19 protein-coding genes are annotated in these 22,141 nt (G+C 71.2%); 7 read left to right on the top strand and 12 right to left on the bottom strand.

Translation table 11 applies throughout. From position 1 onward, the window contains the following. Window positions 1-118: 118 nt before the first annotated feature. Window positions 119-1,870, top strand: a complete 1,752-nt coding sequence (locus QSK31_RS14310; protein WP_285684203.1) for an acetyl/propionyl/methylcrotonyl-CoA carboxylase subunit alpha — start codon at window positions 119-121, stop codon at window positions 1,868-1,870. A gap of 18 nt (window positions 1,871-1,888) precedes the next feature. Here the strand turns inward: QSK31_RS14310 and QSK31_RS14305 are convergent, their stop codons facing one another. Genes QSK31_RS14305 through QSK31_RS14295 form a run of 3 tightly spaced genes read right to left on the bottom strand, consistent with a single transcriptional unit; the run spans window position 1,889 to window position 5,258 of the window. Beyond that, window positions 1,889-2,746: a transglutaminase family protein gene (locus QSK31_RS14305; RefSeq protein ID WP_285684201.1), complete on the bottom strand. Its 858-nt coding sequence runs from the start codon at window positions 2,744-2,746 to the stop codon at window positions 1,889-1,891. Continuing rightward, a complete protein-coding gene (locus QSK31_RS14300) occupies window positions 2,746-3,684 on the bottom strand; it encodes an alpha-E domain-containing protein (protein WP_285684200.1) in 939 nt (312 codons plus the stop codon). The genes QSK31_RS14305 and QSK31_RS14300 overlap by 1 nt, the downstream gene beginning before the upstream one ends. Continuing rightward, a complete protein-coding gene (locus QSK31_RS14295) occupies window positions 3,678-5,258 on the bottom strand; it encodes a circularly permuted type 2 ATP-grasp protein (protein WP_285684197.1) in 1,581 nt (526 codons plus the stop codon). The genes QSK31_RS14300 and QSK31_RS14295 overlap by 7 nt, the downstream gene beginning before the upstream one ends. Window positions 5,259-5,568: 310 nt before the next feature. On the opposite strand from QSK31_RS14295, the gene QSK31_RS14290 reads away from it, so the two are divergent. Beyond that, window positions 5,569-6,306, top strand: a complete 738-nt coding sequence (locus QSK31_RS14290) for a DedA family protein (protein WP_285684195.1) — start codon at window positions 5,569-5,571, stop codon at window positions 6,304-6,306. Here QSK31_RS14290 and QSK31_RS14285 read toward each other — a convergent pair. Continuing rightward, the gene (locus QSK31_RS14285) at window positions 6,233-7,633 is read right to left on the bottom strand and encodes an NAD(P)H-quinone dehydrogenase (RefSeq protein ID WP_285684194.1); all 1,401 of its coding nucleotides are present in this window, start codon (window positions 7,631-7,633) and stop codon (window positions 6,233-6,235) included. The two genes, QSK31_RS14290 and QSK31_RS14285, sit on opposite strands and share 74 nt — an antisense overlap. Window positions 7,634-7,724: 91 nt before the next feature. Here QSK31_RS14285 and QSK31_RS14280 point away from each other — a divergent pair, with 91 nt between their 5' ends. Next, complete coding sequence (locus tag QSK31_RS14280) at window positions 7,725-8,186, top strand: gamma-glutamylcyclotransferase (protein WP_285684193.1); 462 nt, start codon at window positions 7,725-7,727, stop codon at window positions 8,184-8,186. Here the strand turns inward: QSK31_RS14280 and QSK31_RS14275 are convergent, their stop codons facing one another. The 4 genes from QSK31_RS14275 to QSK31_RS14260 form a co-directional block, all read right to left on the bottom strand. Continuing rightward, a complete protein-coding gene (locus QSK31_RS14275; protein ID WP_285684192.1) occupies window positions 8,187-9,143 on the bottom strand; it encodes a GNAT family N-acetyltransferase in 957 nt (318 codons plus the stop codon). Between the two features lie 76 nt (window positions 9,144-9,219). Next, window positions 9,220-9,957, bottom strand: a complete 738-nt coding sequence (locus tag QSK31_RS14270; protein WP_285684191.1) for an SCO6745 family protein — start codon at window positions 9,955-9,957, stop codon at window positions 9,220-9,222. A gap of 88 nt (window positions 9,958-10,045) precedes the next feature. Further along, entirely contained in the window at window positions 10,046-10,966 is a 921-nt protein-coding gene (locus QSK31_RS14265; protein WP_285684189.1) for a hypothetical protein, read from the bottom strand. Continuing rightward, window positions 10,966-11,601, bottom strand: coding sequence for an MBL fold metallo-hydrolase (locus QSK31_RS14260; RefSeq protein WP_285684187.1), 636 nt, complete (start codon window positions 11,599-11,601; stop codon window positions 10,966-10,968). The genes QSK31_RS14265 and QSK31_RS14260 overlap by 1 nt, the downstream gene beginning before the upstream one ends. 111 nt (window positions 11,602-11,712) lie before the next feature. On the opposite strand from QSK31_RS14260, the gene QSK31_RS14255 reads away from it, so the two are divergent. Continuing rightward, window positions 11,713-12,681, top strand: a complete 969-nt coding sequence (locus QSK31_RS14255) for a DUF4349 domain-containing protein (protein WP_285684186.1) — start codon at window positions 11,713-11,715, stop codon at window positions 12,679-12,681. On the opposite strand, the gene QSK31_RS14250 is transcribed toward QSK31_RS14255, so the two are convergent. Together QSK31_RS14250 and QSK31_RS14245 are read right to left on the bottom strand one after the other, a co-directional pair. Continuing rightward, entirely contained in the window at window positions 12,678-13,919 is a 1,242-nt protein-coding gene (locus QSK31_RS14250) for an amidohydrolase (RefSeq protein WP_502872956.1), read from the bottom strand. The genes QSK31_RS14255 and QSK31_RS14250 overlap by 4 nt on opposite strands. A 105-nt stretch (window positions 13,920-14,024) precedes the next feature. Continuing rightward, window positions 14,025-15,581 (bottom strand): acyl-CoA mutase large subunit family protein, encoded by a 1,557-nt coding sequence (locus QSK31_RS14245; RefSeq protein WP_285684183.1) that lies wholly within the window; start codon window positions 15,579-15,581, stop codon window positions 14,025-14,027. A 156-nt stretch (window positions 15,582-15,737) separates the two neighbouring features. Between QSK31_RS14245 and QSK31_RS14240 the strand changes: the two genes are divergently transcribed. Both QSK31_RS14240 and QSK31_RS14235 read left to right on the top strand, forming a co-directional pair. Beyond that, a complete protein-coding gene (locus tag QSK31_RS14240) occupies window positions 15,738-17,630 on the top strand; it encodes a serine/threonine-protein kinase (protein WP_285684182.1) in 1,893 nt (630 codons plus the stop codon). A 53-nt stretch (window positions 17,631-17,683) separates the two neighbouring features. Then, entirely contained in the window at window positions 17,684-19,336 is a 1,653-nt protein-coding gene (locus tag QSK31_RS14235) for a phospho-sugar mutase (RefSeq protein ID WP_285684181.1), read from the top strand. Here the strand turns inward: QSK31_RS14235 and QSK31_RS14230 are convergent. Next, a complete protein-coding gene (locus QSK31_RS14230; protein WP_285684180.1) occupies window positions 19,313-19,996 on the bottom strand; it encodes a GOLPH3/VPS74 family protein in 684 nt (227 codons plus the stop codon). The genes QSK31_RS14235 and QSK31_RS14230 overlap by 24 nt on opposite strands. Window positions 19,997-20,129: 133 nt before the next feature. Here QSK31_RS14230 and QSK31_RS14225 point away from each other — a divergent pair, with 133 nt between their 5' ends. Beyond that, entirely contained in the window at window positions 20,130-20,663 is a 534-nt protein-coding gene (locus QSK31_RS14225; RefSeq protein ID WP_502872955.1) for an acyltransferase, read from the top strand. Between the two features lie 189 nt (window positions 20,664-20,852). Here QSK31_RS14225 and QSK31_RS14220 read toward each other — a convergent pair whose 3' ends face one another. Beyond that, the gene (locus QSK31_RS14220) at window positions 20,853-22,136 is read right to left on the bottom strand and encodes a nucleotide sugar dehydrogenase (RefSeq protein WP_285684176.1); all 1,284 of its coding nucleotides are present in this window, start codon (window positions 22,134-22,136) and stop codon (window positions 20,853-20,855) included. Window positions 22,137-22,141 lie beyond the last annotated feature (5 nt).

The following is a 22,141-nucleotide window of genomic DNA, read 5'->3' as shown; positions in this document are numbered from 1 at the left end:
GCGGGGTGGGTGGTCCAGACCGCTGCTCACGCCGAGGGTCGCTTCGCTCCACGTGCGTAAGTGGTCACTCTCCAAACACCAAGTGCGGGCGTGAGAACAACTCATCTAGGCTCAACCTGTGCGCAAGGTATTGATCGCGAACCGTGGAGAGATCGCTGTCCGGGTGCTGCGCGCCTGTCGGGACGCGGGCCTGGCCAGCGTTGCCGTCTACGCCGACAGCGACCGCGATTCCCCACACGCGAGGCTGGCCGACGAGGCCTACGCGCTCGGCGGTGAGACCGCGGCGGACACCTATCTGCGCATCGACAAGCTCCTCGACGTGGCGAGCCGCAGCGGCGCCGATGCCGTCCACCCGGGCTACGGCTTCCTGTCGGAGAACGCGGACTTCGCTCAGGCCGTACTCGACAAGGGTTTGATCTGGATCGGTCCCACCCCGCAGGCGATCCGCGATCTCGGCGACAAGGTCACCGCGCGGCACATCGCGCAGCGTGCCGGCGCGCCTCTCGTGCCGGGCACCTCCGAGCCGGTGGGTGACGCGAGCGAGATCGTGGCGTTCGCCGAGCAGCACGGACTGCCGGTCGCGATCAAGGCGGCGTTCGGCGGTGGCGGGCGCGGGCTGAAGGTGGCCCGGACGATCGAGGAGATCCCGGCGCTGTTCGAGTCGGCGACGCGGGAGGCGGTCGCGGCGTTCGGGCGAGGCGAGTGCTTCGTCGAGCGGTACCTGGACCGGCCGCGGCACGTCGAGGCGCAGGTGCTCGCCGACACGCACGGCACCGTCGTGGTGGTCGGCACGCGCGACTGCTCGCTGCAGCGCCGCCACCAGAAGCTGGTCGAGGAGGCGCCGGCGCCGTTCCTCACCGACGAGCAGCGCGCGCAGATCCACGACAGCGCGAAGGCGATCTGCCGCGAGGCCGGCTACCACGGCGCCGGCACGGTCGAATACCTCGTGGGGCAGGACGGGACGATCTCGTTCCTGGAGGTCAACACCCGGCTGCAGGTGGAGCACCCGGTCAGCGAGGAGACCACCGGCCTCGACCTGGTCCGCGAGCAGTTCCGGATCGCCGACGACCAGGCACTCGCGATCACCGAGGACCCGGTGCCGCGCGGGCACGCCATCGAGTTCCGGATCAACGGCGAGGACGCGGGCCGTAACTTCCTGCCGGCGCCGGGCACGGTGACCGCACTGACCTGGCCGTCCGGCCCCGGCGTGCGGGTCGATTCGGGCGTCGAGAACGGCAGCGTGATCGGCGGCAACTTCGACTCGATGCTCGCCAAGATCATCGTCACCGGCGCGACCCGGGCCGAGGCGCTGGAAAGAGCCCGCCGCGTCCTGGACGAGACCGTGGTCGAGGGCATCGCGACGGTGCTGCCGTTCCACCGCGCGGTGGTGCGCGACCCGGCCTTCGCCGCCGACTTCGCCGTGCACACCCGCTGGATCGAGACCGAGTGGGCCAACGAGGTGCCCCCGTTCCAGGCCGTGCCGCAAGAGGAAACGCGGGAAGAACGCGAGACCGTCGTGGTCGAGGTGGGTGGCAAGCGGCTCGAGGTGACGTTGCCGGCTTTCACCGGTACGCCCGCGGCAGCGTCCCGCCGGCCGTCGCAGCGCACCCGGAAGGCCGCCGCGGCCGGCACCGCGGACAAGGCGGCGCTCACCGCCCCGATGCAGGGCACGATCGTGAAGGTCGCCGCGCAGAACGGCGACGAGGTGGCCGAGGGCGACGTCATCGTGGTCGTCGAGGCGATGAAGATGGAGCAGCCACTGACCGCGCACAAGGCGGGCACCGTGAGCGGCCTGTCCGTCGAGGTGGGCGCCACGATCACCGCCGGCACCCCGATCTGCACCATCGATGGAGCCGGCGCAGCACCGTGACCGGGTCGGTCACGCGGATCAGCGCAGGCGGGTGATCGTCACCTCGACGCCCTGGCCGGTGCTCTTCGGCCCGGCGTAGACGCCTTTGAGCGGCGGGACGTCGCCGTACTCGCGGCCGCGCCCGACCACGACGTGCCGCTCACCGACCGCGACGCCGTTCGTCGGGTCGTACGCCGTCCACCGGCCGACCCACCACTCCACCCAGGCGTGGCTCTGCCCGACCACGCTCTCCCCGATGGCCGCGCCGGGCCTCGAGTGCAGGTATCCGGAGACGTACCGGGCGGGCAGTCCCATCTCCCGGAGCAGGCCGACGGTGAGGTGGCTGATGTCCTGGCAGACGCCGGCCCGCTGACGCCAGGCCTGCACGGCGTCGGTCTGCACCCCGGTCGCCCCGGTCTGGTAGGTCACCTCGCCGCGGACGAACTCGCAGACGGCCAGCGCCGCGGCGTGCGGGGTGGCATGCGCCGCCTTGATGTCCGCCGAGATCTCCCGCAACGACGAGTCCAGGCTGGTGCGCTTGGTGGGCAACATGAGCTCGTACCAGCGGTCCACGCTGTCCGGCACGGCCATCTCGTCCCAGGTGGCGCCGTCGCCGGGGTCGAGCAGGTCGCCGGGCGGGAGCGTCTCGACCGTCGAGGTGGCGGTCACGGTCAGCGCCTCGTGCTTGGCGTGCACGTCGAACGCGGTGACCACGGTTCCCCAGTAGTCCTCGTACCGGTAGGTGCGCGCCGGCGGCCACACCTCGACCCGCGCGTCGAGCACCGCCTGCCGGGCCTCGTTGCGGGGCCACATCCGCGCCTCGTTGTACGACGACGACACCGGCCCGGCGTAGTCGAAACCGCTCTTGTGCTGCACCTTCAGCCGCCAGCTGTCCATCAGGCGACCGCTCCCCGGACCCAGTTGACGGCCGTGGTCTGCCGGAAGTAGCGCCGGGACACCGCCTCGTTGACCTGCGAGCAGGTGCGTTCCAGGCTGCTCAGCACCGGCGACAGGTCGTTGATCAGTTCGTCGGCGCCGCGGAACTCGAGGTTGGTGCGGGCCCGGCCGACGATGCGCTGCGCGTCGGTGGCGACGCCGGCCCGGCCCGGGTCGGGCTCCAGGTCGGTGAGGCAGCCCTCGGCGCTGGACAGCGCGGCGAAGACCGAGCGCGGGAAGAGGCGGTCCAGCAGCAGGAACTCGGCCGCGTGCCGGTCGTCCAGGGCGCCGCGGTACGTCCGCAGGAAAGTCTCCCACGCCCCGGAGGAGCGCAGCAGCGTCAGCCAGGACGGGATGCTGCCGCCGGCCCGCTCGTGCGTCCGCAGCAGGCGCGCCGTCATGTCCACCCGCTCCACGCTGCGGCCCAGCACCAGGAACAGCCAGCCCTCGTCGCGGCTCATGGTGGCGTCGGTCAGCCCGGTCATCACCGCGCAGCGCTCCCGGACCCAGCGGAAGAACGCGTGCACGCCCTGCTGCTCGACCCGCCGCCGCGCGGTGGGCAGGCCGTGCCAGGTGGCGTTGAGGCACTCCCACATCTCCGAGGAGACGGTCTCCCGGGCGCCGCGGGCGTTCTCCCGGGCGGCGGCCAGCGAGCCGACCACCGAGCTGGGGTTCCGGTCGTCCAGGCAGAGCAGGGTGACGACCTGGGACGAGGTGACCGGTCCGTCCGCCGCGGGCCGGCCCATGACGGCGAGCAGCGAGCGGCAGGCCGAGTCCTCCTGGGTCCACGGGTCGGCGAGCATCCGCTGCAGGTGCACGTCGAGGATGCGGGCGGTGGCCTCGGCCCGCTCGACGTACCGGCCGATCCAGTAGAGCGACTCGGCGATCCGGCTCAACACTCCTCGGCCCTCCCCTGCTGCTGTTGTTGCTGTTGTTCCTGCTCTTCGACGCCGAGACCGCCGGGGCCCGGGTCGGGGCTCGATGCCGGGGGCAGCGGCGTCGGCTCGGCCGGCAGGTGGGGTGTCTCGAAATAGGCCTCGGACCCGTCGGCGAGCACCCAGGTGTCCTTGGACCCGCCGCCCTGGCTGGAGTTCACCACCAGCGCGCCCTCCGGCAGCGCCACCCGGGTCAGGCCGCCCGGCAGCACCCAGATCTGCTTCCCGTCGTTCACTGCGAACGGCCGCAGGTCCACATGCCGTCCCCGCAGCCTGTTCCCGATCAGCGTCGGCACCATGGAGAGTTTCACCTCGCGCTGGGCGATCCATCCGCGCGGGTTCGCCTTGATCGTCGCGGCCGCGGTCTCCAGCTCGGCGGAGGTGGCCTGCGACCCGATCACGATGCCCGCGCCGCCGGCCCCGTCCACCGGCTTGATCACCAGCTCGGACAGCCGCGGCAGGACGTGCTCCAGCACGCCCTCCTCGTCCAGCCGGTAGGTCTCCACGTTCGGCAGCAGCGGCTCCTCGTTCAGGTAGTACCGGATCAGGTCCGGCACGTACGTGTAGAGCAGCTTGTCGTCCGCGACCCCGTTGCCGACCGCGTTGGCGATCGTCACCCGACCGGCCCGCGCGGCGTTCAGCAGCCCGGCCACGCCGATCACCGAGTCGGCCCGGAAGTGCACCGGGTCGAGGAAGTCGTCGTCGATGCGCCGATAGATGACGTCCACGCGTTGCTCGCCGGCCGTCGTACGCATGGCCACGTCGTTGCCCACGCACACCAGGTCGCGCCCCTCGACCAGCTCGACCCCCATCTCGCGCGCGATCAGCGCGTGCTCGAAGTAGGCCGAGTTGTAGACGCCCGGGCTGAGCACCACCACGGTCGGATTGCTGACGCCGGTCGGCGCGGCCGCCCGCAAGGCCCGCAGCAGCATCGCCGGGTACGACTCCACCGGCAGGATCCGGGTGGCCGCGAACACCTCGGGCAGCACCTGGGCCATCGCCCGCCGGTTCTCCATGACGTAGCTCACCCCGGACGGGATGCGCACATTGTCCTCGAGCACCCGGAAGGTGCCCTGCTCGTCGCGGATCAGGTCCACGCCGGCGACGTGGATGCGCACGCCGTTGGGCGGGTTGATGCCGGCCGCCTGGCGTAGGAAGTGAGCGCTGGTGGCGATGATCCGGCGCGGCACCACACCGTCGGCGAGCACCTGGCCGGTGCCGTACACGTCGGCCAGGAACGCCTCCAGCGCGCGGATCCGCTGGGCGACGCCGCGCTCCACCCCGCGCCACTCGGCGGCCGCGATGATGCGCGGCACGATGTCCAGCGGGAAGGGACGTTCGACGCCTTTGAGGGCGAACGTGATGCCCTGATCGAGGAACGCGCGGGCGAGCACCTCGGCACGTATGCCGAGCTCAGCGCTCGACAGCGGCTGCAGCGTGGCGTGCAGCGCCTCGTAGCTCTCCCGCGGCATGCCCAGCTCGGCGAACATCTCGTCCCAGCCGGGGCCGAGGCGGTACTCCTCGAACAGATCCGCCATGCAGAGAATCTATGCGCATGTCGTTGCGCACGGGTAACAAGCGTCACCAGAGCTCAAAGGAGGGCCGTCGGCACGGGACCAGCCGACGGCCCGTCTCTCACGTTACGCCCACCATGCGTATTCCGGATGACGTGGCCGGAGAGGGAAGCGACACTCTCCTGAACCCGCCTGGCCGGCGCCCGTTTACACGTAGCGTGGCGGGCATCACCGCTACCTGCACGGGTACTCGGCGCATGCTGGGACTCAGCACCCTCACAGGGGCGCGAACGCAGAATGACGAGATCCTGATAGCCGCGAGGTGCCTTGACCGATGACCGATCTGTTGGCCGCCATGGCGACACCGGCATGGGTGTACCTTGCGCTGTTCGGTTTCCTGACGGTGGACGCGATGGTCCCGGTGGTGCCGATCCAGGCCATCATGATCACCACGGGCGCACTCACCGTGTACGGCGACCTCGATCTGCCCCTGGTGATCGCTGTGGGTGCGCTCGGGATGTTCACCGGCGACGTCATCGCGTTCGTGCTGGGGCGTACGGCCGGTAACACCGGAAACCACTTCTTCGGCGATCGGCTGTCCGCTTTACGCAACCGGTTCGGCCCGAAACACGACGACGACGGCGACCACGAGCCGTCCAAGACCAAGAAGGCCGCCGAGCGGTTCACCCGGGGCCTGCGCAAGCCGGGCCCGCTGGTGCTGCTGCTCTGCCGTTTCGTGCCGGGCGGGCGGATGGCCGCCGGTTACCACGCCGGCCGCCGGGGCTACCCGATCAAGCTGTTCGCGCTGTACGACGGCGGCGCCGCGCTGGCCTGGGCCATGTACGGCGGCCTGGTCGGTCACATCGGCGGCACCGCGGTGACCCAGTCGGCGTGGCGGCTCTTCGCGATCGCCGCCACCGCCGCCGTGGTCTTCGGCACCGCCGGCTGGATCCTCGCCTTCTTCGGGGGCCGGAAAGAGGCCCCCGACGAAGGGGGCGCTACTGAAGCTCGTGCTGCATCAGCTGACGTGCCGCCTCCGCGATCGACCCCGACAGCGACGGGTAGATCGTGATGGTGTGCGCCAGCTGATCGACCGTCAGGTTGTTCTCGATCGCCATCGTGATCGGCAGGATCAGCTCGCTGGCCTTGGGCGCGACCACCACGCCGCCGACGATCTGCCCGGTCGCCGGCCGGCAGAACAGTTTCACGAACCCGTCCCGCAGCCCGGCCATCTTGGCCCGCGCGTTGCCGGTGAGCGGCAGCATCACCTGACGGGCCGGCACCTTGCCCGCGTCCACGTCGTTCTGCGAGAGGCCGACCGTGGCCAGCTCGGGGTCGGTGAAGACGTTCGCCGAGACGGTACGCAGCCGTAGCGGCGCCACCGCCTCGCCCATCGCGTGCCAGATCGCGATCCGGCCCTGCATCGCGGCCACGCTGGCCAGGGGCAGCACGCCGGTGCAGTCGCCGGCCGCGTAGATGCCGGGCACGTTGGTGCGGGACACCCGGTCGACGGTCACGTGGCCGCCGTTCGACACGTCCACGCCGTACTCGCGCAGGCCCAGGTCGGCGGTGTTCGGGATGGCGCCGACCGCCATCAGCGCGTGCGAGCCCTCGACCACCCGGCCGTCGGCGAGCGTGACCCGCACCCCGTCGCCGGTGTTGACCACCGAGTCGGCACGGGACTGGTTGAGGATCGTCATGCCGCGCTCACGGAAGACCCGCTCGATCGCCATGGCGGCGTCGGCGTCCTCGTGCGGCATCACCCGGTCGCGGCTGGAGACCAGGGTGACCGGTACGCCCATCGCGAGGTAGGCGCTGGCGAACTCGGCGCCGGTCACACCCGACCCGATGACGATCAGGTGTTCCGGCAGCGCGGTCAGGTCGTACACCTGCCGCCAGTCCAGGATCCGCTCGCCGTCGGGCGCCGCGGAGGCCAGCACGCGCGGGGTGGCGCCGGTGGCGATCAGCACGGTCGAGGCGTCCACCGCGTACGGCTCCCCGCCCGCGGGCGTGATCAGCACCTGGTGGGTGTGCCCGAGGGTGTCCTCGCCGAGCCGGGCCCGCCCGGTCACCACGTCGACCCCGGCCTTGATCAGCTTGGCCTGGATGTCGCCGGACTGGGCCAGGGCCAGCTGCTTCACGCGGGTGTTCACGGCCACCGCGTCCACCGAGACGCCCTCCAGCCCCGGGCCGCTCACGCCGAAGCGCTCGTTGTTGCCGTAGCCGGTGACCACGTCGGAGCTGGCGATGAACGTCTTGCTGGGCACGCAGTCGGACAGGACACAGGCGCCACCGGCCCCGTCGGCCTCGACGAGGGTCACGTCCGCGTCGAGTTGCGCGGCGACCAGAGCCGCCTCGTAGCCGCCCGGCCCCCCGCCGATGATCACAATCCGGGTCACAGTCCGCAAACCTCCAAAAATAAGCAGCATGCCTGGCGACACGCACCCCTCGTATTCTCCCTCACCCGTCTCTGCGGTTAGTGTCATCGCCGTGCGTCATTACGCCGCGTATGGCTCGAACCTCGACCCTGCCCGCATGAGGGCCTACTGTCCGCACTCGCCGATGGTCGGCGTGGGGTGGATCGAAGGCTGGCGCCTCACGTTCGCCGGTGAGGGGGATATGGGCTGGGAGGGCGCCGTCACGACGATCGTCGAGTCGCCGGGCGACCGGGTCTTCGTGTCCGTCTACGACGTGCACCCATGGGACGCGTCACAACTCGACGAGGTCGAGGGCGTGACCGCGGGGGCGTACCAGAAGCTCACCGTCCGTGTCGCCTCGCTCGAGGGCGAGTTCGCGGCGTGGGTCTATGTCTTCGACGGATACGAGGGCGGCATGCCCACGGCGTGGTACCTCTCCGAGATCGCGAACGCGGCGGAGAAGGCGGGCGCGCCCGACGACTACGTCACCGAGCTCCGCCAGCGTCCGACCAGGACAGCCTCGCCCGACGCCTGATCAGGCGAGGCGTCTGTAGATGTTCGCCTCGTACAGCGGGTGCATGCCCACCGCGCGGTAGAGCCGCGCCGCCCTGGTCGGGTTCGCCATGTCCACACCCAGACCCGCCCGGGCGCGTCCGTTGGCGGCGTAGGTCGCGAAAGCTCGGCGCAGGAGCGCCTCACCCACACCCCTTCTCCGGTACGCCCGGAGCACGGCCAACGAGCGCACCCAGCCCTCGTCCTCCGCCGAGCCGTCACCGTCGGCGGACTGCAACGCCCCGACCATCCGCCCGTCCACCTCGGCCACGAACCACTCGTCCCAGCTGACCCTCGCCTGGGCCCGGACCCGGTCGATCCACACCTCGAAGCTGGTCGCGTGATGGTCGGAGTCGCGGAACGCCTCCTGGATCACGCCGTGGAAACGCCGCAGCTCGTCCTCGTCGGTGTGGTCGAGCACCCGCACGGTCACGCCCTCCGGCGGCGCGGGCGGGGTCGGCGACACCCCGGCCAGCGACATCGTCATCCGGGCGTGCTGGGCGTGGAACTCGAACCCGGCGTCGAGGAGCGTGGCGATGTAGGCGCTCTCGGTCGGGATGGCGCCGGCGCGCACCTCGTACGGGTCGTGGCCGAACGCCGCGCCCCGCTCGGCCACCCGGGCCAGCATCAGCTCGAGCAGCGGCCGCTGGACCGGCGCACCACGCCCCGGCCAGGTGTAGACCTCGATGAAGTCGCGGTTCCCACCGGTCGGGTTGTGCGGGTAGGTCCAGCCGACGATGGAGCCGTCCGCGTCCAGGGCGACCCAGCAGTCGACAGACATGTCGGTGTTGGCGTCGGTCAGCGCCTCGCGGACGTCGTCGGTGCTGAAGTCGGGCTCACCGACCGCCGCCTCATCGCTGGCGTGGGCCAGTTTGAGCAGGTCGGGCACGTCGTCCAGGGTGGGCCGGCGGATCGAGAAGCCGGGCGGCAGCGCACTCACCCCAGCATGGGACCACATCGAGGTCCCTGAAGGTAGAGATTAGGGCCTGTCCGGTCGGTCGGCCGGGAGCGAGGCCCTACCTTGTCAGACGGGTTACCAGTGATTCGAGGAGGCCACAGAGCTCTACTCGTTCCTCGCGGTTCAGGCTTCCGTACGCCTGGCCGGCCAGCGCGTCGGCCACCGACTCCGCCCACATGAGACGCCGCACGATCGGCCCGGCCGGCGGATAGGGCGGCTGCCAGCCGAACGCCACCGCGCCCGTCTCGCCCTCCGGCCCGGCGATGATCGCCTCCAATGGGGTCAGCCCGCTCGCCCGGATCGCCACCACCTGCACGCCCATCCGGTGCTCGTGCAACAGGTGCAACTGGACGGCCGCGAGCGCGCCGGGCGACGAATCCGGTACGGGCATGGCCCGCCACGCGGCGAACAGCGGCAGCCCGGCGGCGTCCACGGCGGACACCACCTGGCGGGAGAGCTCCAGCAACCGGCCGATCCGCGGGAAGCCGGCCAGCTCGTCGGCGCCCCAGCGGCACAGCTCGTGCAGGTGCCAGGTGGCCACCTCCATCGGCTCGGAGGTCTTGGCCGTCGCCTCCCAGCCGTCGGTCACCGCCTCGGGCGCGATGAACCCGATCGCCGCGGTCACCGTCTCGGGTCGCACGTCGCCCAGCGCCCCGGCACGGGCCGAGACGTGGTAGGCCCAGCCGGACAGCCCGAGCAGCCGGGCACGGCGCAGCGTCTGCGGCGACTCGGCGAACGCACCCACGAGTTTCACGAGTCCCGGTCGGGCGTTGGCGGCGGCCTGTTCGGGGGTCACGAGGCGATTCTGCTCTCATCGCATGAATCCTGAAAATCACCCCATCGGCCGCCGGATGTTTCCGGACCGAATCCGGAAATGTGCACGCTCAGTCCGGTGCGGCGCCGTCCAGGTCCTCCAGAGCGGCCTCCGCGTCGCCGACCCGGCGGCGAGCGGCCGCGGCCTCGCGTTCCGCGGTGCGCCGGGCAAGCTTGCGGCGACCCACCTCGGCCTGCGCCTCGGTCCGGCGACGCTCCAGTTCGGCCAGTTCGTTGTCGATGTCCTCGACGGCATGACCCGCGTCACGCTCCGCCGTCTCGGCCTTGTCGAGCTGGTCGTCGGCGCGTTTCTCGGCGGCCTGCGCGGCGGTCAGCTCCTTCTTGAACTCACGGCGTTTCTCCTGGAACTCCCGGCGGCGGCGCTCGGCCAGTGCCCGATCCCGTGCCGCCGGAGCGGGCTCGTCGTCGCCCTCCTCCACCTCCTCCTCCGCCTGCTCAGCGTCCTCGAGAGCGTCCGCGTCGTGCACCAGGCGCAGGCGCGGGCGCGGAACCTCACCGAAGCCCGCGTACGTGGCCGCGCGGATCAGCCGCCCACTGCGGACCTGCTCGGCGATCTCCGGCTCGGACATCGCCGCGCTCAGCGTCGCCTCCACCTCGCCCAGCGGCAGCTTGCCCGCCAGTCCCTTGTCCTGCGCGACGGCCAGCTTGCGGGCCTCGCCGACCAGCGCGGAGACGATCTGCCGGCGCTGGGTGGAGAGCTCGCGCAGCTCGTCGCCTCGCAGCGTGCGCTGGGCGGTCCGGAGTGCCTCGGCGAGCTCCACGAGCTGATCGATCAGCTCCGGTTTCCGCAGCGCCAGCAGGTTCACCAGCCACGCCGCCACGGTCGGTTTGCGCAGGGCGGTGAGTTGTTTGACGGCGGCGGTGTCACCGGACTTCTTGGCCTCGGCGACGGCCGCCGACCGGGCCGCCACGAAGCCGTCCGGCGGCGCCTCGTACATCCGCCGGATCAGCTCGTCGGTCGCGGCCGCCATCAGCCGAGCGTGGTGCCCGGCGCGAGGCGGGCGTACCGGGTGCCGGAGAGCCGCTCCATCATCCCGTTGTAGATGCCGAACGCGTTGTCGTTGAGCAGCCCGTCGTGCAGGGCGAAGGCGCGCTCCGGGTGCACCGTACGGGCGAAGTCGATCGTCTCGGAGATCTTGGCCCACGGAGCGTGCAGCGGGACGAACAGGGTCTCCACGGTCTCGCCCTCGGGGACGTGGAACGAGTCGCCCGGGTGGTAGAGGTTGGTGGTGGCGTCCGAGATCAGGTAGCCCAGGTTGGCGATCCGCGGGATGTCCGGGTGGATCACCGCGTGCTGCCCGCCGAACGCCCGGACGGTGAACCCGGCGGCGGTGAACTCGGCGCCCGGCTCGACCGCGGTAACCGCCGCCGCGAACGGCTCGGTCTGCGGCAGCACGTCCGGATGAACGATGACCTTGAGGTCGGGCCGCAGCTTCACCGCCTCGATCACCGCCTCGACATCCAGGTGGTCGGGGTGCTCATGAGTGATGAGCACCGCGTCCGCGCCGGTCAGGGCGGCACGCTCGCTGAACACGCCGGGGTCGACGACGAGCACGCCGTCACCCTCGATGCGCAGGCAGGAATGCGTGAACTTCGTGATCTGCACGGGACTCCTCCGCTGCCGAATCGTGACCCCTCAACCCGCAGTCTGCCGGAACCGACCGGCGCGTGCCGCGCGTCTGACGGGGGCAAACCGAAACGGGGTTCGGAGGAAGCCATGCGTACCACACGACTGATCGCGGCCGCTTTAGCGGCCGGATTCCTATTGACCGCCTGCGGGGCCGACTCGGCCGACAACACCGCCTCCCAGAGCCGGGGCGACTCGGGCGGGGCACCCGCCGCGGCGCCGGCCATGCCGAACGAAGAGGCCGCGAAGGACCAGGCCGAGATCGCACCCGCCCAGGGCGGTCCGGCCGAGGGTAAGGCCGAGCCCGCGAAGGCGCCCAACCTGGGCATCGACCAGCGCGCGATCATCTACACCGGGTCGATCACGCTGCGCGTCGGGAACGTCAACGAGGCCGCCGCCCGCACCGTCGGGATCGCGGCCGGCGCCGGTGGTTTCATCGGCGGCGACAACCGCAACAGCGACAACGGCGGCGCCAACGCCACGCTCACCCTGCGCGTCCCGGCGGTCAAGTTCACCAACGTCGTCGACCAGCTCGCCAAGCTGGGCAAGGACGGCAAGGAGGAGTCCCGGGAGATCAACACCCAGGACGTCACCGAGGAGACCGTCGACCTGGACGCCCGGATCGCCGTGCAGCAGGCCCGGGTGGACAGCGGCCGCCGGCTGCTGTCCCAGGCCAAGTCGCTGAACGACCTGGTGATGCTGGAGCGCGAGGTGGCGACCCGGGAGTCCGACCTGGCCTCGCTGCAGGCCAAGAAGCGCCGCCTGGCCGACCTGACCGCGCTCTCCACGATCACCGTGGTGCTGCTCAGCCCCGCCGCGCAGGTGGGGCCGGACGACGACTCGGCACCCGGCTTCCTGGCCGGTCTGCGCGGCGGCTGGGACGCGCTGACCGCCTCGCTGGGTGTCCTGGTGACCGTGCTCGGCGCGCTGCTGCCGTGGCTGATCGTGCTGGGCGTGCCGGTGTGGCTGGCGATCTGGGCGTTCCGCCGCAACCGTCGCCGCCGTGCGCCGGTGGCCGCGGCGCCTGCCGACGCACCTCAGCCTGCCGACGCGGCTTAGAAAGAACCGGTGGCGAGCGCTGCCAGGGCGGTGTGCACCATCACCCGAACCCCATCGCCGATGCAGCGCTCGTCCACGTCGAAATCGCTCCGGTGCAGGTCGTGCCGGATGTCGCTGCCGGGCGTGCCGGTGCCGAGCCGGATCATCGCGCCCGGCACCTGCTCCAGGTAGAACGAGAAGTCCTCGCCACCCATGCTGATCTCGGCTTCCACCACGTGGTCGGCGCCCAGCGCGGCGCCGGCCGCACCGGCGACCACGGCGGTGGCCATCCGGTCGTTGATCACCGGCGGCACACCCCGGGTGTAGGTCACCTCGGCCTCGGCGCCGGTCGCCGCGACCACGTCGCGGATCAGCCGGGTCACCAGGTCGGGCGCCGCGCGCCAGGCCTCCCGGTTGAGGATCCGGACGGTGCCCCGGGCGTACCCGGTCCCGGGGATCGCGTTGGCCGCCTCGCCGGCGTGCACCGCGCCCCACACCATCGAGACGCCGGCCCGCGGGTCCATCCGCCGGTCCAGCAGCGCCGGGACGTCCACGATGACCCGGCCCAGGGCGTGCACCAGGTCGGCGGTCAGGTGCGGACGCGCGGTGTGCCCACCGGCGCCGGTCAGCGTCACCTCGACCATGTCGGCGGCCGCGGTGAACGGGCCGGACCGCACGCCGATCAGACCGGCCGGCAGCTGCGGGTAGCAGTGCAGGGCGTAGATCGCGGCGACGTCGTCGAGCGCGCCCGCGGCGATCGCCTCCGGGGCGCCGGACGGGATGCTCTCCTCGGCGGGCTGGAAGATCAGCCGCACCCGGCCGGGCAGCGCGCCCTCCCGCTCCAGTTCGGCCAGGGCCAGGCCCAGACCGAGCAGCACGGTGGTGTGCACGTCGTGGCCGCAGGCGTGGGTGACGTTGTCCACCGTGGAGCGGTACGGGACGTCCTTGGTGTCCGGCAGCGGCAGCGCGTCCAGGTCGGCGCGGAAGGCGATCACCCGGTCGCCGGCGCCGATGTCACAGATCACGCCGTTGCCCTTGGGTAGCAGCTCCGGCTTGAGCCCGGCCGCGGTCAGCTCGCGCACGACCAGCGCGGCGGTCTCGAACTCGTGGTGCGACGGCTCCGGGTGCGCGTGCAGGTGACGACGGAACGCGACCAGGTCGGCGCCCCGGGCGACCAGCCAGCGGTCGAGCTGGCCCGGCAGAGGACCCGGTTGATCACGCACAGTTGTGCCCTCCGGCACCGTCAGCACACTGGTCACAATTCCCTCGGCAGTAGTCCGTTGAGGCCCGCGGTAATAGTCCGTTGAGGCGCGAAAGCCTAGACCACCCAACGGGTGATCCACCCTCCAGGTGACGCCAGGACCTCAGAAGCGCTCTACCGGCTGGTACACACCCCATACCCCGCGCAGGGTGTGACAGACCTCTCCGACGGTCGCACGCAGGCGCAACGCGTCCTTCATGAACGGCAGCACGTTGTCCGTACCCTCGGCGGCCTTTGCCAGATCGGCCAGCGCCGCCTCCACCGCTCGGCCATCCCGCTCCGCACGCAGCGTCGCCAGCCGCTCGGCCTGACCGGCCTCGATCGCCGGGTCGACGCGCAGCGGCTCGTACCGCTCCTCGGTGTCCGCCACGAACCGGTTCACCCCGACCACCACACGCTCGCCGCTGTCCACCTCGTTGGCGATGCGGTACGCGGACGTCTCGATCTCCTGCTTCTGGAAGCCCTGCTCGATCGCGTCCACCGCGGAGCCGTACGAGAACACCCGCTCCATCAGCTCGGTGGCGATCCGCTCCACCTCGTCGGTCATCGCCTCGATCGCGTACGACCCGGCGAACGGGTCGACGGTGCCGGTCAGGCCGCTCTCGTACGCGAGCACCTGCTGGGTCCGCAGCGCCAGCCGCGCCGACTTCTCGGTGGGCAGCGCCATCGCCTCGTCGTACGCGTTGGTGTGCAGCGACTGCGTCCCGCCGGCCACCGCGCCGAGCGCCTGGATCGCCACCCGGACCAGGTTCACCTCGGGCTGCTGCGCGGTGAGCTGGACCCCGGCGGTCTGGGTGTGGAAGCGCAGCATCAGCGACTTCGGATTGGTCGCCCCGAACTCGTCGCGCATGATCCGCGCCCACATCCGGCGGGCGGCACGGAACTTGGCGATCTCCTCCAGCAGCGTGGTGCGGGCGACGAAGAAGAACGACAGCCGGGGCGCGAAGTCGTCCACGGCCAGGCCGGCGGCGATCGCGGCACGCACGTACTCGATGCCGTTGGCCAGGGTGAACGCGATCTCCTGCGCGGGCGTCGCCCCGGCCTCGGCCATGTGGTAGCCGGAGATCGAGATGGTGTTCCACTTCGGCACTTGGGAGCGGCAGTAGGCGAACGTGTCGGCGACCAGGCGCAGCGACGGCTTGGGCGGGAAGATGTACGTCCCGCGGGCGATGTACTCCTTGAGGATGTCGTTCTGGATCGTCCCGTTCAGGGCCGACCCGGGCACCCCCTGCTCCTCGGCCACCAGCTGGTAGAGCAACAGCAGCACCGAGCCCGGGGCGTTGATCGTCATGGACGTGGAGACCTTGTCCAGCGGGATGCCGTCGAAGAGGCGCCGCATGTCGTCCAGCGAGTCGACGGCCACGCCGACCTTGCCGACCTCGCCGTGCGCGATCGCCTCGTCCGAGTCGTACCCCATCTGGGTCGGCAGATCGAAAGCGACGGACAGGCCCATCGTGCCGTTGGCGAGCAGCTGGTGGTAGCGCGCGTTGGACTCGGCGGCGGTGCCGAAGCCCGCGTACTGCCGCATCGTCCACGGTCGCTGCGTGTACATCGTCGGGTAGACGCCACGCGTATAGGGAAACTCGCCCGGCTCACCAAGATCAGCCGATACGGGTTCCTTATACACCGGTTTGATGGTGAATCCGGATTCAGCGTCCACGATCCGATACTAGTCGTCGACACTCTGCGACAGTCTGTTTACGGCTCGTCGTCGGGACGGTAACGAATGCCCCATCGACTTTCCGAAAAGGGGTCGGAAGCGGCAAGATAGCGGGGTTCGGTCCCCCGGCCCCTAGATCCCCTCGGTGGCATCTCTGTGACTCAGATTCCGACGTGGAGCAGTGGCAACGCTCCCACCAGCGGACGCGCAGCTCCAGGCACGCTCATCGGCGGTCGGTACACACTCAGGGCCGCGGTCGGGCACGGTGGCATGGGCACGGTCTGGCGCGCGGCGGACACGCTGCTGCGCCGAGACGTCGCTGTCAAGGAGGTCATCCTCCCGCCGGGCCTGGCGCCCAGCGACCGCGACTCGATGTACGAGCGCACCATGCGCGAGGCCCGCGCCGCCGCCGCGCTCCAGCACCCGGCCGTGGTCCAGGTCTACGACGTGGTCCACGAGAACGGCCGGCCCTGGATCGTGATGGAGCTGCTGGACGCCCGCAGCCTGGCCGACATGATCATCGAGGACGGCCCGATCCCGCCACGGGTGGTCGCCAAGATCGGCATCGCGCTGCTCGGCGCGCTCGAGGTCGCCCACGCGCACGGCGTGCTGCACCGCGACGTGAAACCGGCCAACGTGCTGATCTGCTCCGACGGCCGCTGCGTGCTGACCGACTTCGGCGTCGCCAAGCTGCCGACCGACGTGCAGCTGACCACCCCCGGCATGGTGCTCGGCTCGCCGCACTTCATCTCGCCCGAGCGTGCGATGGGCAACGACTTCGGCCCGCCCAGTGACCTGTTCTCGCTGGGTGTGACGCTGTACACCGCCGTCGAGGGCCGCCCGCCGTTCGACAAGGGCGACCCGATCGAGACCATGCACGCGGTCGTGGAGGACCCACCGGCCCCTTCGGTCCGGGCCGGTTCGCTGGACCCCATCCTGATGGGCCTCCTGGAGAAGGAGCCGTCTCGCCGGTTCGACGCCCAGAGCGCCCGCACCATGCTCCGGCAGCAGCTCGCCGGGCCGCTGGCCAGCAAGTCGCCGCCGCACATGATGACCGACCCCTACTCGGTGGTGCCCAGCCAGCGGCCGCCGGCAGCCGAGACCCAGCCGATCCACGCGCCGAAACCGAGCGGCCAGATCGGCGGCCGGGCCATGCTCGCGCCCGGCGAGTCACTGAGCGGCCACCTGGCCAAGCTCGGGCAATCAGGCTCTGGCTTCAGCCCGGCCAGGGGCGGTGGCGGGGCTGCGGACGGCCGCACCCAGGCCATGCCGCCCGGGCCGGCCGGTGGCGACACCACTGCCGTCGTCCCGCCCCGGCGATCCTGGGAGAACCCCGGCACCGCCAACCAGTACGGCGGCGGCCGCATCGTGCAGAGCCCGGCGGCCAAGCGCCGCGCGATGATGCAGAACGCGGTCAGCACGGTCAAGGACGCCTCCGACCGGGCGGTGACCACGGTCAAGGGCTGGTCGCGCAACCAGCAGCTGGCGGCCGGCGGCGGCGCGCTCGCGCTGATCATCGCGCTGGTCCTGATCATCACGTTGCCCGGCGGCGAGGAGCCCGAGGCCCCGCCGCTCGCCGGACCGCAGAGCCAGGCGCCGGTGGCCGCGGCCTTCCCGACACAGACCTACGACGACCGCGGCATCAACGTCAACGTGCCGAAGGACTGGAAGCGGACGACCTCCGGCGGCGTGTGGGTCGACTACGTCGATCCCAAGGACAAGCTGCGCAAGGTGCGCATCCTGGTGGAGAGCTCCAAGTCGACGCCGGAGAAGTTCCTCGGCGTCGCGGAGAACACGCTGAAGACCAAGTCGACGAGCTGCCCCAAGCCGTACAACCAGGTGTCGCTCGAGCCGCGGACCATCGCCGGCCGGGACGGTGCCGTCCTGGAGTACACCTGCGGCAGCGGTCCCGACGCGCGGCACGGCATGTGGGGCGCGGTGATTCAGGACGGCAAGGCGTACTCGTTCTTCCTGACCACCAAGGAATCGAAGTTCGCCGACAGCAAGCCGATCTTCGAGGAGATGGCAACCTCCTACGCTCTTGCCTGATTGCTCCGCGGGGAGATCGCGGGCCTGGTCCCGTGCCGTGATATGCACGGGGGATGCAACGACCTGTCGACGTCACCGAACTGGCCGAGGGCTGGATCGCCGGCGATCCTGACCCGGCATCGCGCGCGGAGGTCCGGGCGCTGCTCGCCGCACTGCCGGACAGCTACGACGAGCTGACGGACCGCTTCTCCGGCCGATTGCGATTCGGCACCGCTGGGCTGCGCGGCCGGCTCCGCGCCGGGCCGAACGGGATGAACGTCGCCGTCGTCATGCGGGCCGCCGCCGGGCTGGTCGACTGGCTGGCCGAGAAGGGCGCGGCCGGCCGGCTGGTCATCGGCTATGACGCGCGGCACGGCTCACGGCGATTCGCCGAGCTCACCGCCGAGATCGCACGGGGCAAGCAGCGGGTGGCGATGCTGCTCCCCCGGCCTCTGCCGACGCCGGTGCTGGCTTACGCGGTGCGGACGCTGGACGCGGCCGCCGGGGTGATGGTCACCGCCAGCCACAACCCGGCGCAGGACAACGGCTACAAGGTTTACCTCGGCGCGGAGCTGGGTGGGACGGCTGGGGCCGGCGCGCAGATCGTGTCCCCCGCCGACGGGGAGATCGAAAACGCGATCAGCAACGCCGACAACCTCGAAGAGATCACGCTGCGCGAGGGAAGCACGGTTCTGGGTGCGGAGATCGTCGACGAGTACGTGCGCCGTGCGGCCGCCACCCTCCCGGACGGGCCGCGGGCGCTCACCGTGGCGTACACGCCGTTGCACGGGGTTGGTGGTGACGTCCTCGCCGCCGCCTTCGCCCGGGCCGGGTTCGCCGCCCCGCACGTGGTGGCCGAGCAGGCCGAGCCGGACCCGGACTTTCCGACCGTTCCCTTCCCCAACCCGGAGGAGAAGGGCGCGATGGACCTGCTCCTCGCCCTGGCCACGGCCACCGGCGCCGATCTGGCCATCGCCAACGACCCGGACGCCGACCGGTGCGCGGTCGCGGTGCCCGGAGCGGACGGCGTCTGGACCCCGCTGACCGGCGACCAGCTCGGGGCGGTCCTGGCCGACCACCTGATCCGCCGTGGCACCCCCGGCACATATGCCACCACGATCGTCTCCTCGACCATGCTGCGGGCGATCTGCGCGGCCCGGGGCGTGCCCTACCGGGAGACGCTGACCGGCTTCAAGTGGATCGTGCGGGCCGACGAGGACCTGGCCTTCGGCTACGAGGAGGCGCTCGGCTACTGCGTGGCGCCGGGCCTGGTGCGGGACAAGGACGGCATCACGGCGGCCCTGCTGGTGGCCGAGCTCGCCGCCGGGCTCCGGGCCGAGGGGCGTACGCTCGCCGACCGGCTGGCCGAGCTGGACGTCGAGTTCGGTGTGCACGCCACCGACCAGCTGGCCGTGCGGGTGGACGACCTGGCCGACATCGACCGCGCGATGTCCCACCTGCGCAAGGCGCCACCGGCCACCCTGCTGGGCGAGCCGGTGACCTTCGAGGACCTGCTGCCGGAGAACGACATCCTGCGGCTGAGCACCTCGTCGGCCCGGGTGGTGGTCCGACCGTCCGGCACCGAGCCCAAGCTCAAGGCGTACCTGGAAGTGGTCCGCCCGACGACGGCCGCGACCCGCACGCAGGACCGCCTGGCCGCGGCCGAGGCCGTGGCCGTCCTCAAGACCGAGACCGCGGGGGCTCTAGGCCTGCTTGGGAGTGCCTAGCGCGGCCTGGATGGCGCGGCCCAGGGTGGCGACGACCAGCGCGACGCTGGGCCGCACGATCGAGTCCTCCAGGTTGGCGGAGCCGCTGAAGCCGGCGCCGCTGGCGATCGCCTCCAGCCGCTGGTGGGCCTGCGCCGCCTCCTCCGGGGGCAGCCGCAACGCCGGTTCCATCCGCACCGCGGTGAGCAGCGTCGCCAGGGCCGCGGTGCGCTCGTCCGGGATCGCCTCGGTGATCAGCGCCTCGGCCAGCCGCTTGCGGATCTCGGCTTCGAACGCCGGGTCCGTGGTCGGGTAGCGGTGCACGTGGATCACGCCCATCTGGGTCTCGTCCACGTCCCGCACCACGCCGCGGGCGACCAGGTCGGCAAGTACCCGGGCGCGCAGCCCGTGCCGGAGCCGCTGCAACCACTGCGCCGGGGTGTGCGGGTCGTCCGCCGCGGCCTTCGCCAGCACCGCGTCGGCGATCGACTCGCCGATCGGGGTGTCGTCCATGACCTTGAGGAAACCGTCGACGTAAGCCACCCGGTTGTGCAGCGCGAGGTCGACCATGACGGCCGCGGCCATGCCGAGGTCGAGCCCGATGCGGGAACCGGTCGCCTTGCCGGTCTGGTCGTCGTAGGCGAGGAGGAGCAACTCCTCGGCCAGCGCGATGGAGGTCATGTCATTGCACGATAGTGGCCGTGGTCACCTTGGACATCCCCGAGGTCAGCCGTCGGACTCAACCGGGTGATCCGCCGGTTACGGTCTGTCTCGCCGCGGGCCGGTGGAGCGCCGCGCGGGGGGCCTTGCGAGGATGCGCCACATGGATTACTTCGTGCATCCCACCGCGGACGTCGAGGACGGCGCCCAGGTCGGCGCGGGCACCAAGGTGTGGCACATCGCGCACGTCCGGTCCTCGGCCACGGTCGGTACGGACTGCGTCATCGGGCGCAACGTCTACCTGGACGCCCACGCCGTGATCGGCAGCCGGGTGAAGATTCAGAACAACGTCTCGGTCTACCAGGGCGTGACGATCGAGGACGACGTCTTCGTCGGCCCGTGCGCGGTCTTCACCAACGACCTGCGCCCCCGAGCCCACAACACCGACTGGAAGATCACCCCCACGGTAATCCGCCGCGGCGCCTCGATCGGCGCCAACGCCACCCTCATCTGCGGCATCGAGGTAGGCGAGGGCGCGATGATCGCCGCCGGCTCGGTGGTAACAAAGGACGTCCCGCCCTACCAACTGGTGGCAGGCAATCCCGCGCGACCCAGGGCCTGGGTGAACTGGTCAGGCGAGATCATCTCCCGAGACATGACCACCCCTCCCGACTTTTCCCGAGGCTAGCCCCGCCCCGACTTTTCGCGAGGCTAGCCCCGCCCCGCGATTGCCCCGTCAATGAGATGGGCCGGGTTTTCCGCCGCCGTCGCTCTTTGCGGCGTCGGAAAACCCGGCCCATCTCATTGACCCCCAGGGGGCAATCGCCCGGAGGAGCGAAGCGACGACCAGCAGCTCAGCAGCCCCTAGGCAGAAAGCTCAGCCCCCGATAACAATCCGCCGGATCCCGGGAAGCTTGTCCGCATCGGTGGTGCGACGCCCGTCGACAAGAACCTTGACCCCAGGCAGGTCATCGCTGGTCAAATTGCGGTACTCGGCGTGATCAGCCTGCAGGATCGCCGCGCCCAGGTCCTGGCCCTCGAACGGCGGCAGGCCGTGCGCCGTCAACTCCTCCGACGAGTACATCGGGTCGGACACATAAGGCACCGCCCCGCGCCGCTTGAGCTCCTCGACGGTGCCGAAGACGCCGGAGAACGCGGTCTCCTTGACCCCGCCCCGGTAGGACGCGCCCAGCACCAGCACGCCCAGCCCGGTCAGGTCGCCGACCGCGGCGGCGAGCAGGTCCACCGCGTACGACGGCATCGCCGCGTTGGCCTCGCGGGCCGCCCGGACCACCGTGGCGTTCGGGTCGTTCCACAGGTAGAGCCGCGGGTAGACCGGGATGCAGTGCCCGCCGACCGCGATGCCCGGCCGGTGGATGTGGCTGTACGGCTGCGTGTTGCAGGCGTCGATGACCAGGTTGACGTCGACGTCGATGGTGTCGGCGTACCGGGCGAACTGGTTGGCCAGCCCGATGTTGACGTCGCGGTAGGTGGTCTCGGCCAGCTTGGCGAGCTCGGCGGCCTCGGCGGAGCCCAGGTCCCAGACGCCGTTCGGCTTGTCCAGGTCGGGGCGGTCGTCGAAGTCGAGCACGGCCTCGTAGAACTCGATGCCGCGCTGGGCCGAGCCGGCGTCCACGCCACCGACCAGCTTGGGGTATTTGCGCAGGTCGGCGAAGACCCGGCCGGTGAGCACCCGTTCGGGGCTGAACACCAGGTGGAAGTCGCGGCCGGCGACCAGGCCGGAGCCCTCCTCCAGCAGCGGCGCCCAGCGGTTGCGGGTGGTGCCGACCGGCAGCGTGGTCTCGTAGCTGACCAGGGTGCCCGGCTTCAGCCCGCGGGCGATGTCCTTGGTCGCGGACTCCATCCAGGCGAAGTCGGGGATGCCGTCGCCGTCGACGAACAGCGGCACGACGACCACGACGGCGTCGGCCTGGGCGACCGCGGCGGCGGTGTCCGTGGTGGCGGTGAGCAGGCCGGCCTCGACGGCCTCCTTGAGCTTCACGTCCAGGTCGGTCTCGCCGGGGAACGGCACGACACCCTCGGCGACCTTGCGGACGGTGGGCTCCGACACGTCCGCACCGAGCACGGTGTGCCCCTTGGACGCGAACTGGACGGCGAGCGGCAGCCCGATCTTGCCCAGGGCGACGACACAGATCTTCATGCGGG

Source organism: Actinoplanes sp. NBRC 103695 (assembly GCF_030269485.1).
GTDB lineage: Bacteria > Actinomycetota > Actinomycetes > Mycobacteriales > Micromonosporaceae > Actinoplanes.
This window is presented reverse-complemented; position numbering and strand designations above follow the sequence as displayed.

Excerpts from the sequence above, each read along its gene's own strand:
- QSK31_RS14305 (WP_285684201.1), bottom strand. The coding sequence starts at position 2,746 with ATGGACAGCTGGCGGCTGAAGGTGCAGCACAAGAGCGGTTTCGACTAC.
- QSK31_RS14295 (WP_285684197.1), bottom strand. The coding sequence starts at position 5,258 with ATGGCGGATCTGTTCGAGGAGTACCGCCTCGGCCCCGGCTGGGACGAG.
- QSK31_RS14290 (WP_285684195.1), top strand. The coding sequence starts at position 5,569 with ATGACCGATCTGTTGGCCGCCATGGCGACACCGGCATGGGTGTACCTT.
- QSK31_RS14265 (WP_285684189.1), bottom strand. The coding sequence starts at position 10,966 with ATGGCGGCCGCGACCGACGAGCTGATCCGGCGGATGTACGAGGCGCCG.
- QSK31_RS14255 (WP_285684186.1), top strand. The coding sequence starts at position 11,713 with ATGCGTACCACACGACTGATCGCGGCCGCTTTAGCGGCCGGATTCCTA.
- QSK31_RS14235 (WP_285684181.1), top strand. The coding sequence starts at position 17,684 with ATGCAACGACCTGTCGACGTCACCGAACTGGCCGAGGGCTGGATCGCC.
- QSK31_RS14230 (WP_285684180.1), bottom strand. The coding sequence starts at position 19,996 with ATGACCTCCATCGCGCTGGCCGAGGAGTTGCTCCTCCTCGCCTACGAC.
- QSK31_RS14225 (WP_502872955.1), top strand. The coding sequence starts at position 20,130 with ATGCGCCACATGGATTACTTCGTGCATCCCACCGCGGACGTCGAGGAC.
- QSK31_RS14220 (WP_285684176.1), bottom strand. The coding sequence starts at position 22,136 with ATGAAGATCTGTGTCGTCGCCCTGGGCAAGATCGGGCTGCCGCTCGCC.